Raw genomic sequence first — 16772 nt, forward strand, 5'->3', positions numbered from 1 at the left:
CCCCGTGCGGTCGAATCCGTTATCTTGCACCGTTGCTACCAGCCTCGTGCGGCGAGGCGATTCTCACCGACTTCCTGCTCATGTCCCAGCTCGACACGCTCAAGACGGCTTTCGCGACGGCGCTTGGCCTGCCCCCGACCACCGAGTTCGAATCGCTCGAGTACCGCAAGATTCCGGAGTGGGATTCGGTCGCGCACATGGCGCTGGTGATGGAGATCGAGACGGCCTTCGACATCATGCTGCCCACGGACGACGTGATCGGCCTCAGCAGCTTCGCGAAGGCGCAGGAGATCGTCGCGAAGCACGGCGCCACGGGTGCTTGAGCACCGGGTCGCGCTGGTCACCGGCTCCACGCGCGGCATCGGCTGGGCGATCGCCGAGGCCTTCGCGGCCGCCGGGGCCACCGTCGTGCTCCACGGCCGCACGGCGGGTGAGGCGCTCGATGCGCGGGCGGCCGACCTCACCGTGCGCTTCGGCGTGCCGGCCCTCGCGGTTGCAGCGGACCTGACTGACACGGCGCAGTTGCGTGCCGTCTTCCAGCAGGTCTTCCGCACGTACCGCCGGCTCGATGTCCTCGTGAACAACGCGGGTGTGCTCGAGGACGGCCTGCTCGGCATGATCCCCGAGGAGACGGTCCGTCACACGCTGGCGATCAACCTGCTGGCACCGATCCTGGCCACGCAGGAAGCGTCGCGCCTGATGGGGCGGCAGAAGTCGGGCTCGATCATCAACATCAGCTCGATCATCGGCCGCGTGGGGAACGAAGGGCAGTCGGTCTACGCCGCCTCGAAGGCGGGCGTGATCGGCCTGACACTGGCAAGCGCGAAGGAGCTGGCACCGCGCGGCATCCGCGTGAACGCCATCGCGCCTGGCTTCATCGCCACCGACATGGTCGCCCAGCTGCCGCCAGAGAAACATGCCGAGCGGTTGCGTGGCGTGAAGATGGGTCGCATCGGGACGCCGGAGGATGTCGCGGCGGCCGTGTTGTTCCTCGCCAGCGACCAGTCGACCTACGTGACGGGGCAGGTGCTCGGCGTGGACGGGGGGATGCTGGTGTGATTGCCGACCTGCGGCAGCGCGGCGCCGCGCAGGCCGTGTTCGATGGCGCAGGCGGCCGCTGGCTGGGTGCGGACGAGCTGCTGGCCCGTGCGGCCGAGTGCGCGGCGCGCATCCGTCACCGCGTGGATGCGCCTGCGCTGATCGTGCTGCTCTGCGACAATTCGATCGAGGCGCTGGTCGGCTACCTGGCCGCCTTCACGCTCGAGTGGCCGGTGGCGATGGTCGACGCCGGGATGCCGGCGGACCAGCGCGACCGCATCCTCACGCGCTACGAGCCGGCGGTGGTGATCGGGAGTTCCGCGGAACTCGATCCCGCTGGCGTGACGCACGACGGGAGCACGGCCACGCCGGCGCTGTACTTCGCCGGGCGGCAAACGCCCCCGGTTGCGGCTGGCCTCGCGCTCCTCCTGCCGACCTCCGGCTCCACGGGGTCGCCGAAGTTCGTGCGGCTCTCGCGCACGGCCGTCGAGGCCAACGCGCGCAGCATTGCCGCGGCGCTCGGCATCGGCGAGGGGCAGCGCGCGATCACCAGCCTCTCGATGCACTACTCCTACGGCCTGTCGGTGGTGAACAGCCACCTGATTGCTGGCGGGGAGCTCGTGCTCACGGGTGAGAACCTGCTCTCCGACGCCTTCTGGACGCTGGTGCGTGACCAGGCGTGCACGTCGATGGCCGGCGTGCCGTACTCGTACCAGTTGCTCCGCCGGCTGGACCTGGATGCGCTGAACGTGCCGCACCTCCGGACGCTGACGCAGGCGGGCGGCCGGCTCGACCCGAAACTCATCTCGCATTTCCATGACCTCGCGGTGCGGCGCGGCGGACGCCTGTTCGTGATGTACGGGCAGACCGAGGCGACCGCGCGCATCACGATCCTGCCCGCCGCCGCGCTGCCCTCGAAGCTTGGCAGCGTGGGTCCGGCCGTGCCCGGCGGCACGTTGTGCATCGAAAACGAGGACGGCGTGGTGCTCGACGAGCCCGGACACATCGGCAGCATCGTGTATCGCGGACCCAACGTGATGCTCGGCTATGCGAGTGATGCCGCCGACCTCGCGCTCGGCGACGAGCATGGGGGTCGACTCGTGACCGGTGACCTGGGCTACCTCGATGCGGACGGCTGCCTCTTCATCACCGGCCGGTTGAAGCGGATCAGCAAGGTGAACGGCTACCGCCTGAACCTCGACGAGGTGGAGGCGCAGATTGCGCCGCACGGTGCCGTGGCCGTGCTCGGCGGGGATGACCGGATCGTCGTCTTCTGTGAGGGCTGGGACGCGGCGCGGCGCGAGGACGTGCTCGTGTCCACGGCGAAGCAGTTCCGGCTCCACCGCTCCTCGTTCGTGTTCCGCGACATCGACCGGTTGCCGACGCTCGCGAGTGGGAAGGTCGACTACCGTGCCCTGGGAGAGCTGCTGTGAGCCGCACGATCGAGGAACTGCTGGCGGCCCCGGTGTTCGGGTCGTCGCAGGCGGAGAAGGAGGCCACGCTCCTGCCGCTGCTGAACGCGCTGACGGCGCACCATGCCGCGCACTGCGCGCCCTACGACCGCCTGCTGGCCGGCACCGGGGCGACGCGCGTCGCGTCGCGGCTGGCGGATGTGCCCTGGCTGCCCGTGGGCCTGTTCAAGAGTCACGAGCTGGTGTCCGTGGGGGCGCCCGACGTGTTCAAGGTGATGACGTCGAGTGGCACCACCGGCCAGGCCGTGAGCCGGATCATCCTCGACCAGCGCACGGCGGACCTGCAGACGCGCGCGCTGGTGCGCATCATGACGCATGTGCTCGGGCCTGACCGGCTGCCGATGCTGGTGCTCGACACGAAGTCGATCATCCGCAACCGGACGCAGTTCGCGGCGCGCGGGGCCGGCGTGCTGGGCATGATGACCTTCGGGCGGAATGCCGTCTGGGCGCTGGACGACGAGATGGACCTGGACATCCCGGCCGTCGAGGCCTTCCTCGCGAAGCACGGGAACGCGCCGTTCCTGATGTTTGGCTTCACGTTCATGGCGTGGAAGTACTTCATCCAGCGCCTGGCGGACCGCGGGCTCGACCTGTCGCAGGGCATCCTGGTCCACAGCGGCGGCTGGAAGAAGCTGCAGGACGAGGCGGTGGACAACGCCACGTTTCGTGCCCGGCTCCAGGCCATGACGGGGCTGCACCGCATCTACAACTTCTATGGCATGGTGGAGCAGGTGGGGAGCGTCTTCCTGGAGGGCGACGACGGGTTCCTGTACCCGCCGGCCTTCGCCGACGTGATCATCCGCGACCCCGAGACGTGGGACGAGGCGCCGGTCGGCACCCCGGGGGTGATCCAGGTGCTCAGCGCCCTGCCGCACAGCTACCCGGGGCACTCGATCCTGACGGAGGACATGGGCATCGTGCATTCGGTGGATGCGAACACCACCGGGCGCGGCGGCAAGGCCTTCACCGTGATCGGGCGTGCGCCGCGCGCCGAGCTCCGCGGCTGCAGCGACGTGCACGCGTTCGCGGCCAGCACATGATCGCCCAGTCGATCGTGCCGGCCAGCGGGCCGGTGGACGTGGCCGCGACCATCGCGCGGTTCCAGGCCGACGCAGACACCTCGCTGATGCCCTTCGACGAGGGGGTGCTCGCCATCGCCGCGTCGCTGAGCCGCCGTCTCGCGACCGACGCCGAGGCCCGCACGTTCCCGGCGCTGCAGGCGCTGGCATTCTGGATGCGCAAGGCGGAGCTGCTCCGGCTGCGCGACGCGTTCCGCCGGCTGGAGGACGCCTCGAGGATCCTGGTGCCGCGTGGCACGGTGTTCCACATCCCGCCGGCAAACGTGGACACGCTCTTCGTCTACTCCTGGTTGCTCGCGGTGCTGGCGGGCAACCGGAACGTCGTCCGGCTCTCCTCGCGCATGTCACGGCAGGGCAGCCTCCTCTGCCGGATGCTGAACGAGGAGTTCCACCAGCATCGTGATGGCCTGCTGGCGCGCAACACGATCATGCTGAGTTACGGGCACGACGCCGACATCTCGGCGGCGCTGTCGGCGATCTGCGACGTGCGCGTGGTGTGGGGTGGTGATGGCACGGTGAACGCGATGCGGAAGGTGCCGCTGCCGGCCCATGCCGTCGAGATGACGTTCCCCGACCGCTACTCCTGGGCTGCGCTCCAGGTGGACGCCTTCCTGGCGCTCGACGAGGAGGCGCGCGACACGCTGGCGGACCAGTTCTACAACGACACGTTCTGGTTCGACCAGCTCGGCTGCTCGTCGCCGCGGACGGTGGTCTGGGTGGGCGAGGCGGGGCGCGGGGCGCAGGCGGCGGCGCAGTTCGGTGACGCCGTCGCCGCCCGGATCCGGGCACGTGGATACCGCGTGGACGTGGGCGCCTCGCTGGCGAAGCGGACCTTCGCATACCGCGCGGTGCTCGACCAGCCGGTGTCGCGGGTGTCATGGGTGTCGAACGAGCTCGCCGTCGCGGACCTTGCGGCGATGGCACCGATGGATCGCGGACATCCCGGCGGCGGCTTCCTCTTCCAGCGCGTGGTGCCGGACCTGTCGGAGATCGGCGGGTTGCTGTCCTCCCGCGACCAGACGCTGGCATACTTCGGATTCACACCGGACTCGATGCGCGCGTTCGCCGCGACACTCGGGTCCCGGTCGTTCGATCGCATCGTGCCGATCGGCGAGGCGCTGCGGTTCGACCGGTACTGGGATGGCTATGACCTGCTGGCGCAGTTCACGCGCCAGGTGACGATCGGATCCTCGCAGTCGTGAGCGGTGTGCCATGCGCCTGATCATCGTCGGTGCCGGCGGCTTCGGCCGCGAGGTGCTGCAGTACGTGCGTGACCGCGGCGTGGACGAGGTGGTCGGGTTCGTCGATGACCGCGCCGAGTCGGTGCTCGCGGCGCCGGGCCTGCCGCCCTGGCTCGGGTCCCTGGAGACGCATGTGCTGGATGCCGCTGCGCAGTACGTGATCGGGATCGGGAAGCCATCGGTGCGGGCGGCCATCGCCAGCCGGCTCGAGGCTGCGGGGGCGGTGTTCGGCTCCGTGGTGCATCCCACGGCCTACGTGCCGCCGACGGCCACGCTGGGCCGCGGCTGCGTGGTCGCGCCCGGGGCACATGTCGGGCCGTACGCCGTGCTCGGCGACCATGCGGTGCTCAACGTGCTGGCGAGTGTCGGGCATGACGCCTGCATCGGCCGGGCCACGGTGTTCTCACCGTACGCGGTGATCAACGGCGCGGCGCAGCTCGGCGACGAGGTGTTCCTCGGCACGCACGCCACCGTGCTGGCCGGCGTGCGTGTCGGCACGGGAGCGCAGGTGTCGGCCGGCGCCGTCGTCTATCGCGAGGTCGAGGCCTACGCCCTCGCGCAGGGCGATCCGGCGCGATCACGCGTGATGTTCGCGCCTGCGGCACCGGCCCCAGATGCATCCTGAGCGTTCGCCGCGCGCCGCGCGCAACGGCGCGTGCTGCGCATGCTGAAGCGGCTGTTCGACCTGCTGCTGGTGCTGATCGGCGCGGTGGTCTGGGTTCCCGCGCTTGCTGTCGTGGCCGTGCTCGTGCGCACGCGCCTCGGGACGCCCGTGTTCTTCCGGCAGGAGCGCCCCGGCCTGCATGGCCGGCCGTTCATGATGGTGAAGTTCCGGAGCATGACCGACGCGCGTGACGCCAGCGGCGCACTGCTCCCGGACGCCGACCGCCTGCCGCACTTCGGACGCCGGCTGCGCGCCACCTCGCTGGACGAGTTGCCGGAACTGCTGAACGTGCTGAGCGGCGAGATGAGCCTCGTCGGTCCCCGCCCGCTGCTGATGCGCTACCTGGACCGCTACACCCCGCGGCAGCGGCGGCGGCACGAGATGAAGCCGGGCATCACCGGGCTGGCGCAGGTGTCGGGCCGCAACGCGCTTGGCTGGCCGGAGCGCCTCGAGCTGGACGTGCAGTACGTGGAACGGCAGTCGTTGCTGCTGGACATCCGCATCCTCTGGCGCACCGTCATGGCCGTCGTGCGTCGCGATGGCATCAGTGCCGCCGGCGAGGCCACGATGGCCGAGTTCACCGGGGCGCCCGATGCACCCGTGACGCCGGAATCGCCGTTGCTCCGCTGATCGTGCCGTGCCACCGCCTCAGGGCCGCGTGGCCTCGAGCGCGGCGACGGCGATGCCGGTGGCGAGCAGGTGGGCGGTGCAGCGGTGGGCGAGGGCCGACTGGTGGAGGCCATCCGCCGTCAGCAGGTCGGCATAGCCGTAGCGCTGCGCATCGATTGCTGCCGACATCCAGCCGTAGCGCCGCGCCGTGCTCACGCCGAGGGAATCCGCGACACCGGTGACGAGCGCGATGTACTGGCGGTATTCCTCCGACTCGCCCGCTCCGCGGAAACGCTGCGGGTCGAGGAGGACGACGTCGATGCCGCGTTCCTGGAGGCGCGTGATCGTGCGACGGGTGTACTCACGCACGACGTCGAACGGCAGGCGCTTGAGTGCGTCGTTGGTCCCCGTCTGCAGCACCACGAGGTCCGGCGCGTGGGCAAGGACATCGCTGTCGAGGCGCGCGTCGAGCTGGTCCGACGAGTTGCCGGGAATGCCGGCATTGAGCACCGTGATCGTGCTGCCGGGAAAGCCCCGTTGCAGCATGCCCTGCAGCTGTGCGGGGTACGCCTCGTCCTGCGTGGTCAGGCCGGTGCCGAAGGTCGAGCTCGAGCCCAGTGCGACGATGGTGAGCGGCTGGCCCGCCTGGAGCCGCGCGGCACTTCGCACGAGGTTCTGGAAGTGCGGCAGCCGCTGGTCGATCAGCGGGCAACTCCTCGCATCGTCACCACCCATGATCGCGCCGGGCAGGGTCACGACGCGGAAGGTCACGGGTGCCCCGTTGCCGACGCGCACGTCCACCTGGTACGGACGGGCATCGCGCGCCAGCCACCGTGGCAGGCGCACGCGACCTGTGGTGTCGGTGCGCAGGATTCCGCTCGTGATCTCGAGGGCGCCGGCGGTGGCGCTGTAGCGGACGCGGGTGCGGACGAGGGCACGACCGACGGAATCGCGGACACGCACCACCGCGGGAGCCGGAGCGTCGGCCACGGACGACACGTACTGCAGGGTCGGGGATTCCGCCGCGAGGACGGCTGGAATGTCGGTCTCAGGGCCGGCGGGGTGGCCGTTCCGGCAGCCTGCGAGGCCCAGCAGGGCGGTCAGGACGGGCAGGGTGCCGATGGCGCGGGTGCAGGGGCGCCGTCTGCCTGGCGAACGGCTGGCTGGCTCGGTGCGGAAGGACACGTGCCGTGCTCCGGGAACGAGGCGATCGCTGCGCGTGCATGATACGGACATGCGCAGTCGAGGGCTTCGTCGCCGCCGAGCTCAGCAATAAGCTGGCGGCGGGTCGTTCCGGGCACAAGGGGTCAGGCCACGTGTCGCGCGCGCTCCGGGGTGGCCTCCGCCCCCGCCACGGCCAGGACGGCCTCGGCAGGGGAGAGCTGCGGGGCCGGGGCAGCCCAGAACCGGAGGCGCTTGCCGAGCCACCGGGTGAGCGGTTCCACGACCTTCTCGTGGGCATGCAGTGCGACCACACCCGAGATCGCGACATAGAGCAGCGCCAGCACCAGCTCCCACAGGCTGGAGCTCTCCGGTCGTCCACCGAAGAGCAGCGGACGGCCGACGACCAGGTTGCGGGCGATGATCAGGCCGGCGAGCGGGACACCGTGCAGCAGGTAGAGCGAGAAGCCGGCCCCGCCGAGCCGCTGGAAGACCGGGCGGCCGAGCCAGCGGGTGAGCGCCGAGCCAAGGCGTGCCAGTGGCGTCTGCGGCGCATCGGTGCCTGCGCGCTGCGCCGCACCGATCTCCGTCAGGCCGAGGAACAGCAGGCAGGCAATCGGGATGACGATGCCGTTGTGCATCAGCACGTACGGCACGACGACGGTGTTGAGGATGCAGGCGACCAGCAGCGCGACGACGCCGATGGAGAGGATCACCTGTGCACGCGCGGCGATCCAGCCGGCATACCCGCGATGCACGCGCGCGAGCAGCACCCCGACGAGGAATTCCGGGATCCGGACGAGCGGATTGGTGTGCAGCCACGAGAGCCAGTAGTCGGTGGCGGTGTGGTCCGCGTTCGACTCCCCGTGCACGAGCAGCACCACGGTGGCGACCGACAGGCTGAACGTGATGCCTGCGACGAGCCCGGCGAGCGCCGCGCGCGGCGTCAGCCTGGCGATGCGCGGACCGATCCACGGGAACAGCGCCCAGCTCGTGAGCAGCACGGTCATGGTCCACGACGGATCGTTGAGGTCCCACACGTAGGTGGGGAACCACGCCTGCTGGCCGAGCAGGTTCACGCCGATGGAGGCCGCGACGTCACCCCACGGCCGGTCACCGTGTGCGAGGATGAACTGCGGGATGCGCAGCGCCTGCGTGAGCACGAGCAGCGGCGCAAAGCGGAGGAGCCGGCTGCGCCAGAGGCTCTTCGCGCTGCGCGTCATGCCGCCATGCTCGGGGGACAGCGTGCCGACGGCCAGTGCGTAGCCGCCGAGCACGAGGAAGAGGCTCGTGCCGGCGAAGGCGAACGCGGCGAACCGCCCGAGGGCTGCAAGGATGTAGCCAGCGAGGGCCAGGATCCCGCCCTGCGCGACATAGCGGGGGGCGATGTCGGCGGCGATCGCGCCGAAGCTGGTGTGCAGCAGCACAACCCAGAGGCTCACCACCCAGCGCAGCCCGGTGATCGGGGCCATCGCGCCCTTCCGGTCGGGTCCGGCCGCGAGCCGGGGCGCCGCCGCCGCTTCGGGCGGCTGGTGCGTGATGCCCACGGCGCGGACCGTGGGCGGCGTGAGGGAACGGCGCACCGACGGCTGGCTGCCGGTGATGCGGCGCTGCGACCCGGTGATGGACAGGGCGCGTCCGTCGGGGCGCGGCGCGGTGGACGCCTGGTTGGTCGACGGCGGCGTCTGCGTGGCCGGCGTCATGGTGCGGCCGTGCCGAGCATCGCGCCGACGATGCCGGTGCTCACGAGGGTGGCCGTGCACTCGTGACCGAGGTCGGTCGGGTGCAGGTAGTCCGACGACAGGAGCTGGTCGTAGGTGTACACCTGGCGGTCGAGCATCTCGTCGTACCAGAGGAAGCGACGTGCGGTCGAGACGCCGACGTCGGCGCCCTCGGCGCGCAGCACCGACTGGAATTCCCGGTAGACACTGCCGCCGCCGAAGCCGCGGTAGCGCTGGCTGTCGAGCAGGATGACGTCGATGCCGCGTCCGCGAAGCCGTGTGAGCATGCGCCGGAGCGGCAGGCGGAGTGAATCGATCGGCATGCCGCGGATGGCCTCGATGGTGGCCGACTGCAGGAGCACCAGCTGTGGTGCGTGCGACAGCACGGCCGACTCGAGGCGCGCATCCATGTCGGGCGCCTTCGCTCCCGTCAGCCCGGCGTTGACCATCGTGATCGACGCGTCGGGGAAGGCACGGCGCAGTTGCGCCGCCGTCTGTTCGACGTAGCCCAGGCCCGGTCGCGACGCCCCCTCGCCGGCGGTCGAGCTCGACCCGTACGCGACGATCGTCAGCGGTCGTCCGCTGCGCAGCCGCGCGAGCGTGGAGTCGAGGTGCGCGAAGGGGACGCGCAGTGAGTCGCTGAGCGGGCAGCGTTGCCGCATCGAGGAATCGCGCAGGAACTGCGGCACGGCCAGCGCGGTGAACGTGAGGCCAGCCGTGTTGCCGGCGCGCACGACCGTCCGATACATGGACGGGATGCTGAGGCGCCACGACGGCATGGTGGCGCGTCCGTCGCCATCGGTGCGTCGCACCTGCGTGAGCGAGTCACCGGCAGCGCCGACGCTGGTGAAGCGGACGCTCACGCTGGTGAGCGGCAGCCCCGCCGCATCCCGGACGACGATGCTCGGTGGCAGTGCGGCCTCGGCGTACGCGTCCGCCACCTGCGATGCCGGTGAGAGCGCCTCGACCTGTGCGGCCAGCGCATCGTTGTCGGAGGGCGCCTCGACCGGCCCGGCATCGCAACCGGCGATGACGAGCAGCAGGAACGGCCACACGGCGCGGCCGGGGAGTGTGCGGTGGATTTGCATAAGGTCCCTGGCGGACGCGGGGCGTTCGCCAGCGTTAAGGCACGGGTGGGTGCTGGGCTTGCAGCGAGCAGACGAGAATCCACACGTGAGGGCAACTCTTCCCTACGTCCGTCCAAGTCTCGGACGGTCAGGTCCTTTTGTGTGATGTGGTCGCGCCGCCGCCTCGAGCGCCTCCGGGTTGCCGGATGTGACGGATGGGCCGGGGCCGCGTCGCCTGCGGCGCGGCGGGCGCCCGATACTCCGATGGACGTGCGCTGTTAGATTCCCGGAGCTTTGCAGTCCAGCGCCTCTGGTCGGCATCCGCCGCTGGAGTCCCCCCGCGAGCCGCTGAACCCCACGCGTGTCGTCCTGCCTGTACGAATCTGCGGCTGAGTCCGCTTTGTGAGCGCGTCCAATCCACCGTCGCGGCGGCAGCGCCGCCGCGTGTCACCCGAGTCCGGCAGCACACACGCCGTCCGGGGCCCGGAGTACGACGGCGTTCCGCTGCCCGAGGTGCTGCACGCGCGCGCACCGCATGCAGTCTGGCGCCACGTCTGGCGGAGTGTGCTCCGCGTGCTGGTGCTGGTCGCGGTGGACCTCGTCACGCTCGAGGTGATGCGGATCCTGCTCTCCGCCGCGCGCGATCACGCCTGGTTCGGCGCCCGCGTCGCGTCCGAGGTGGCGGCCGTCGTCCCGGCGGGCACCGTCCCCGCGCTCCCGCTCCAGGTGGCGGTCCTCCTCGGCCTGGCGCTCTGTGGCGGTTACGTGGGTGGCGCCCGCAAGCGCCACGTGCGGAGCGTCGCGATGGGGGCCATGCTCGGCGTGCTCATGGCGGCATGGACGGACCTGTTCACGCCGCCGGCGCTCGCCCGGCTGGCCAGCGTGACGTTCGTGGGCCTCGCCATCGCGGTCACGCTGGTGGCCGTGCGCTTCGCCCTCGACCTCGTCGTGGCGCGTCTGCGACCGCGACGGAGCCGTGCGCTGCGCGCCATCCTCGTGGCGCCGAGCCGCGACCTGCGGGCCGGCCGCACGAATCCGGCGTTCGCCGACCCGACCGAGTTCCGCTTCGTCGGCGAGGTGGCCACCACCGAGATCGAACAGGCGGCGGGCCCGCTTGGTCCGACCAGCGCCATGATGCGCCTGATCGACGAGAACCGCGCCGATACCGTCGTCCTCTTCGGGCACCTCAGCGAGCCACTCGCCGAGCGGCTTGCGCGGGTGGCGGATGCGGCGGGATGCAACGTCGTGTGCCTGCCGCGCACGGTGGTGCTGCACGGCTTCGAGCCGCAGCTCGTCTTCCATCATGGCGATCCGTTGATGCGCCTGGTGCGGCCCGGCGAGCGCGGTCGCCAGCTCGTGGTGAAGCGGGCGATGGACCTCGTGATCGCCCTGCTGCTCCTGGTCGCGCTCGCGCCGCTGTTCCTGCTGATCGCGGTCGCCGTGCGCGTGACCTCACGAGGACCGGCCCTCTTCCGCCAGGTGCGTGTGGGGCAGGGCGGGCGACACTTCCACATGTGGAAGTTCCGCAGCATGGTCGCCAGCGCCGCGGAGCAACAGGCTGGCCTGCAGGACCGCAACGTCTACGGCGAGGAGCCGCTCTTCAAGATCGCGCACGACCCGCGGATCACGCGCCTGGGCACCTTCCTGCGGCGCACCAGCCTCGACGAGCTGCCGCAGTTCTGGAACGTGCTGCGCGGCGACATGTCGCTGGTGGGTCCCCGCCCGCCGCTGCCGGACGAGGTCGCGCGGTATGCCGAGCGGCACTTCGTGCGGCTCGACGTGCGTCCCGGGCTGACCGGGCCCTGGCAGGTGTCGGGGCGCAACCGGATCATCCACTTCGAGGACGTGGTCGCGCTCGAGACGGCGTACATCGCGGACTGGTCGTTTGCCCGGGATGCGGGCATCCTTCTCCGCACGCTGCCCGCCGTGATCCGGATGGACGGCGCGCTCTGATGCACGTGCCGGCGAGGACGCCGGCCGCGTGACGGGCACCCGGCCGGGCCAGTCTGCACCCACATGAGCACCCTCGTCGACAAGATCAGGCGCAGCCTCGAGCGCGACAGCGACCTGCCGCTGTCCGAACGGGCCCGCAAGGGCGTCCGCTACCTGTTCGGCACGGTCCTCGCGCCCTCGTACCTCGCGGACGTGACGCGGCGCGGCGCCCGGGCGCGCACCGTCGGCCGTCCGCGCATCGTGAACGCCGGGACGATCACGATCGGCGACGACCTTGCACTCACGAGCACGTTCAGCCCGGTCGAGATCGTGACGCAACCCGGGGCGACCATCACCATCGGCAGCGGCGTGCACGTGAACTACGGCACGTCGATCCGTGCGGCGTCCACGATCACCATCGGTGATCGCGCGAGCATCGGGCCGTACTGCATCATCGACGACACCGACCTGCTCGCGGATGCGATGCTCGCGTCGCCGATACGCATTGGCGCGTGCACCTGGCTTGCCGGTCGCGTGACGCTCCTGCCGGGCACGACGATCGGCGAGAACTCGGTCATCACGGCCGGCAGCATCGTCTCGGGCGAGATCCCGGCGAACGTCGTCGCCGGTGGCGTGCCGGCACGCGTGCTGCGCTCGCTGGCCGAGACGGCGGCGCCCGTGGCACCGGCACCGTCCAGCCGCACCGCCGTCGCGCCGCTTCGCGACACCTACGCCACACCGGGGCTCGCGCCGCTGCGGGGGATGGTGCTCGCGGACTTCACCGTGGGCGACCTCGCCATCCGCCTTGCCGATGCCGCGGACGGCCCGGTGATGGAGGTGGTCGACGCACCCTTCTGCCAGACGACGCAGGGACTCCTCTCCGGCGCCCCCGCGGGCGCGGCGGACTTCGTGCTGGTGTGGACGCGCCCGGAACTCGCGCTGCCGGCGTTCGACCGCATCGTGCGCGGCGACGGCGCCAGCGAGGCGGACCTGCATGACGACGTCGATGCCTTCGCCACGCTCGTGCGGCGCGGCGCCACCTCGTACCGCATGGCGTTCGTGCCGACATGGGTCCAGCCGGCACACCAGCGTGGCCTGGGGCTCATCGACGCCCGGCCCGGTGGCGTGGCCTGGGCGCTGGCGCAGGCGAACGCGCGCCTCATGTCGCAGCTCGCCGATGTGCCGAACGTGTTCGTGCTGCATGCGCAGCGCTGGCACGAGGCGAGCGCGACGCGTGGCCGGTCGATGGCGAAGGGGTGGTACCTCGGCAAGGTGCCGTACTCCACCGACCTGTTCGCCGAGGTGGCGCTGGACCTGAAGGCGGCCGCCCGCGCGATCGCGGGCCAGGCGCGCAAGCTGCTGGTGCTGGACCTCGACGACACGCTGTGGGGCGGCATCGTCGGTGATGCGGGCTGGGAGAACCTCCAGCTCGGCGGGCACGACGGTGTGGGTGAGTCGTTCGTGGACTTCCAGCAGGCGGTGAAGGCGCTCACCCGGCGCGGGATCGTGCTCGGCATCGTCAGCAAGAACACCGAGAGCGTGGCGCTGGAGGCGATCGACCGGCATCCGCAGATGGTGCTGCGGCGATCCGACTTCGTGGGCTGGCGCATCAACTGGACGGACAAGGCGCAGAACATCGCCGACCTCGCCGCGGAGCTGAACCTCGGCCTGCAGTCGGTGGTGTTCATCGACGACAATCCCGTGGAACGCGCGCGGGTGCGTGAGGCACTTCCCGAGGTCTTCGTGCCGGAGTGGCCGGAAGACAAGCTGCTCTACACGGAGCGCCTGGCCGCATTGCGATGCTTCGACTCGCCGGCCATCAGCCGCGAGGATGCGGAGCGCACCGCCCTCTACGCGGCGGAGCGGGAACGGGGCGCCGCGAAGGCGTCGGTCGGCTCGATCGACGAGTGGCTGGGGAGCCTCGGCATCGCGGTGCACGTCGAGCCGCTGACGGCGGCCAACCTCGCCCGCACGGCGCAGCTGCTCAACAAGACGAACCAGATGAACCTCTCGACGCGCCGGCTGTCCGAGGCGGAACTGGTGGACTGGGCACGCGGCGAGGCGCGTGGGCTCTGGGCCGTGACCGTGTCGGACAAGTTCGGTTCGGCCGGGCTCACGGGCATCGTGAGTGTCGAGGCGGACAGTGCGGTGTGCCGGGTGGTGGACCTCGTGCTGAGCTGTCGCGTGATGGGCCGCCGGATCGAGCACCTGATGCTGCATCTCGCGGTGGAGTGGGCGCGCGCACGCGGGCTGTCCACACTGCACGTGACCCTGCGCCCGACCGCGAAGAACAAGCCCTGTCACGACCTGCTGCTCGCCTCCGACCTTGGCCGCGACGACAGCGGGCTGCAGTTCACCTGGGACTGCGCCACACCGTTCGCGGCGCCGGCGGGCATCGCGGTGGAGTGGATCGACGCACCGGCGTCACCGGCCGGCGCCCGGTGACGGCCGCGACCGGCGGCGCGGATGCGCAGGCGCAGCTCGCACGCTGCACCAGCGTGGGCACGGGGATCCGCATCGAGGGGCGGCTGCACGTCGAGAACCTCGGGCGGATCGCCGTGGGCGACAACGTGGTGCTGCGGTCCACGCCGGCGATGTCACACCTCGTCACCGGCCCGCACGGTGACCTGCGCATCGGGCGCGGCGTGCAGGTCGGCCATGGCGCGGCCATCGCATGCCACGAGTCGATCGTGATCGGGGACGCGGCGCGCATCGGCCCATTCGCGATGATCCTCGACACCGACTTCCACGAGGCCGGACGGCACGACTCGGCCGGCTCCACGGGAGCAATCCTGATCGGCGCCGGTGCGCGGCTGGGAGCCCGCGTGACCGTGCTCCGCGGTTCCACCATTGGTGACGGCGCGATCATCGAGCCGGGCAGCGTCGTCAAGGGCGAGGTGCCGGCCGGTGCGCGGGTCGCGGGCAATCCGGCACGACCCGTGGCGGCGCACGGTGCCGCGGTGGGCCCACGGCGCGAGATCGGGATGGAGGCCGTGCTCGACGTGGTGACGCACACCTTCGGGCTGGCGGCGCGGCCGGGTGCTGACACCCCGCGCGACGGCGTGGCCGCCTGGGATTCGCTGGGGATGCTGAACCTGCTGCTCTCGCTCGAGCAGGTGTTCGGCGTGTCGGTGTCCGCCGAGGCGCTGTCGCGCGTGACGGTCGTGGGCGAGCTGCTTCCGCTGGTCGAAGGGGCGGAGGCTGTGCCGGGCTAGGCCGGCGTGTCCGGGATGACGGCGGGCGATGGTGTCTCACCGGCCCGGCCCGCCTTCACGATTGCCAGCAAGGCGCGCAGGTCGGCGATCGTCACCACCCGGATGGCCAGCGCCACCGCGACGTAGGCCAGCATGTCGATCGGGAGCCGGATGAAGCCCAGCGGCAGCATGAGCCGGTCGAGGACGAGCACCACGAGGGCCACGGCCAGCGACTTCGCGATCGCGACCGCCGCACGCCGGTCGAGCGCCTGCCGCCCGCACAGCCAGAGCGAGACCACCGCCGTGAGGCTGATGCCGATGACCTCGGTGAGCGCCGCGCCCATCGCGACGCCGCCGACGCCGTACCAGCGCCCAAAGAGCGCGGCGAGCGGGCCGATCGCGAGGGCGCGCAGGGGGATGGCCACCACCGATGTTGCGGTCACAGCCCAGTGCCGGCCGTTCAGCACCAGCATCGCCGAGGCGATGATCGCGATGTACATCGGCATGAAGTCGAAGGCGAGCACGCGCAGCGCGGGGGCCGAGTTGGCGAACTTCGCGCCGAAGGCGAGCAGCACCAGCTCGTCGGCCGCGAGGATGATGAAGAGGGTGAACGGGATGATCATCACCATCAGCGCCTCGATGGCGCGACGCAGGATGGCGTAGGCTTCCCGCTCGCTGCGGTCGCGCGCGCGCGCCAGCAGCGGCATCATCACCCAGCTGATCAGCGGCGACAGCAGCATCGCGAGGCCGGCCAGGTTCGCCGACGCGCCGTACCAGCCGACCTCGTTCTTGTCGCTGGTGGCGAACTCCAGCGCCGCCGCAGTGAGGCGTGCACCGATGTTCACGGCACCGGAGTTCAGGAAGTAGGGCAGGCTCGCGAGCAGCACCAGCTTCGTGGCCACCCGGTCGAAGCGGAACTCCACGTGCGCCAGCGTGCGCACCTGCGGGAGCAGCATGGCGGTCTTCACCAGCTCGGCGACGAGCAGCGGCAGCACGAGCAGTGGCAGTGACCCTTCGAGCAGGATCACCACCGCGAGGCCGGCCCCCCAGATCACCTTCGAGAGGACGTTCGCCACCGCCAGTCGCTTCACGTGGGTGGAGGCCTGGAGCAGCGCGGCCATCGAGTTGTTGTTGATCGTCGCGAGCTGCGCGAGGCCGAACACCAGCACGGCGTGCTGCACCACCGCCGGCCGGCCGGACGCACTGAGCGCGATCCACATGCCGCACAGCAGGACGAGCGCAGCGAGCAGCCGCGCGACGAGCACCCCGCCCGCGAAGTCGGAGGCGTGCTTCTGTCGCACGGTGACTTCGCGGATGATGTAGGTGTCCACGCCGAGCTCCGCCAGCGTGAAGAATGCCGCGGAGAACGCGTCGGCGAAGTTGAATGCCCCGAACTGCGCCGGCCCCAGGTACCGCGGGAGCTGGAAGCGGACGAAGAACGCCACGCCCCACGTCAGGATCAGCGAGCCGCCCAGCGTGACCGCATTGCGTCCCGCCACGCGGAGGTCGCGTGCGGCCGACTCCGCATGCTCGGCGGCGATCCGGGCCTGTGATGCCGGTGTGTGGGGCGCGCCGGGCGCCGGAACGTCCACCG

Annotated in this window: 14 protein-coding genes; 10 read left to right on the forward strand and 4 right to left on the reverse strand. The window is 71.0% G+C overall.

Annotated elements, in window-relative coordinates; all coding sequences use genetic code 11:
- Positions 1-80 precede the first annotated feature (80 nt).
- Genes IT355_09990 through IT355_10020 form a run of 7 tightly spaced genes read left to right on the forward strand, consistent with a single transcriptional unit; the run spans position 81 to position 6124 of the window.
- Complete coding sequence (locus IT355_09990; GenBank protein ID MCC7053589.1) at positions 81-323, forward strand: acyl carrier protein; 243 nt, start codon at positions 81-83, stop codon at positions 321-323.
- On the forward strand, positions 316-1059 hold the full coding sequence (locus IT355_09995; protein MCC7053590.1) for a glucose 1-dehydrogenase: 744 nt from the start codon (positions 316-318) through the stop codon (positions 1057-1059). Before IT355_09990 ends, IT355_09995 begins: the two co-directional genes overlap by 8 nt.
- On the forward strand, positions 1056-2471 hold the full coding sequence (locus tag IT355_10000) for an AMP-binding protein (protein ID MCC7053591.1): 1416 nt from the start codon (positions 1056-1058) through the stop codon (positions 2469-2471). The genes IT355_09995 and IT355_10000 overlap by 4 nt, the downstream gene beginning before the upstream one ends.
- Positions 2468-3550, forward strand: a complete 1083-nt coding sequence (locus IT355_10005; protein ID MCC7053592.1) for an acyl-protein synthetase — start codon at positions 2468-2470, stop codon at positions 3548-3550. The genes IT355_10000 and IT355_10005 overlap by 4 nt, the downstream gene beginning before the upstream one ends.
- Positions 3547-4791, forward strand: coding sequence for a hypothetical protein (locus tag IT355_10010; GenBank protein ID MCC7053593.1), 1245 nt, complete (start codon positions 3547-3549; stop codon positions 4789-4791). Before IT355_10005 ends, IT355_10010 begins: the two co-directional genes overlap by 4 nt.
- Before the next feature lie 10 nt (positions 4792-4801).
- Entirely contained in the window at positions 4802-5455 is a 654-nt protein-coding gene (locus IT355_10015) for an acetyltransferase (GenBank protein MCC7053594.1), read from the forward strand.
- 39 nt (positions 5456-5494) lie between these two features.
- Positions 5495-6124, forward strand: coding sequence for a sugar transferase (locus IT355_10020; GenBank protein ID MCC7053595.1), 630 nt, complete (start codon positions 5495-5497; stop codon positions 6122-6124).
- An 18-nt stretch (positions 6125-6142) separates the two neighbouring features.
- Here IT355_10020 and IT355_10025 read toward each other — a convergent pair whose 3' ends face one another.
- From IT355_10025 to IT355_10035, 3 genes are all read right to left on the reverse strand, one after another.
- The gene (locus IT355_10025) at positions 6143-7288 is read right to left on the reverse strand and encodes a hypothetical protein (GenBank protein ID MCC7053596.1); all 1146 of its coding nucleotides are present in this window, start codon (positions 7286-7288) and stop codon (positions 6143-6145) included.
- Between the two features lie 122 nt (positions 7289-7410).
- Entirely contained in the window at positions 7411-8967 is a 1557-nt protein-coding gene (locus IT355_10030) for an acyltransferase (GenBank protein ID MCC7053597.1), read from the reverse strand.
- Entirely contained in the window at positions 8964-10073 is a 1110-nt protein-coding gene (locus IT355_10035; protein ID MCC7053598.1) for a hypothetical protein, read from the reverse strand. Before IT355_10035 ends, IT355_10030 begins: the two co-directional genes overlap by 4 nt.
- A gap of 423 nt (positions 10074-10496) precedes the next feature.
- Between IT355_10035 and IT355_10040 the strand changes: the two genes are divergently transcribed.
- The 3 genes from IT355_10040 to IT355_10050 all read left to right on the forward strand — a co-directional run bounded on the left by IT355_10040 (position 10497) and on the right by IT355_10050 (position 15199).
- Positions 10497-12005, forward strand: coding sequence for an exopolysaccharide biosynthesis polyprenyl glycosylphosphotransferase (locus IT355_10040; protein MCC7053599.1), 1509 nt, complete (start codon positions 10497-10499; stop codon positions 12003-12005).
- Positions 12006-12068: 63 nt separating this feature from the next.
- Entirely contained in the window at positions 12069-14429 is a 2361-nt protein-coding gene (locus IT355_10045; GenBank protein ID MCC7053600.1) for an HAD-IIIC family phosphatase, read from the forward strand.
- On the forward strand, positions 14390-15199 hold the full coding sequence (locus IT355_10050; GenBank protein ID MCC7053601.1) for an acyltransferase: 810 nt from the start codon (positions 14390-14392) through the stop codon (positions 15197-15199). Before IT355_10045 ends, IT355_10050 begins: the two co-directional genes overlap by 40 nt.
- On the opposite strand, the gene IT355_10055 is transcribed toward IT355_10050, so the two are convergent.
- Positions 15196-16770, reverse strand: coding sequence for an oligosaccharide flippase family protein (locus tag IT355_10055; GenBank protein MCC7053602.1), 1575 nt, complete (start codon positions 16768-16770; stop codon positions 15196-15198). The two genes, IT355_10050 and IT355_10055, sit on opposite strands and share 4 nt — an antisense overlap.
- Positions 16771-16772 lie beyond the last annotated feature (2 nt).

Source organism: Gemmatimonadaceae bacterium (genome assembly GCA_020851035.1).
Classification (GTDB): Bacteria; Gemmatimonadota; Gemmatimonadetes; order Gemmatimonadales; family Gemmatimonadaceae; genus JACMLX01.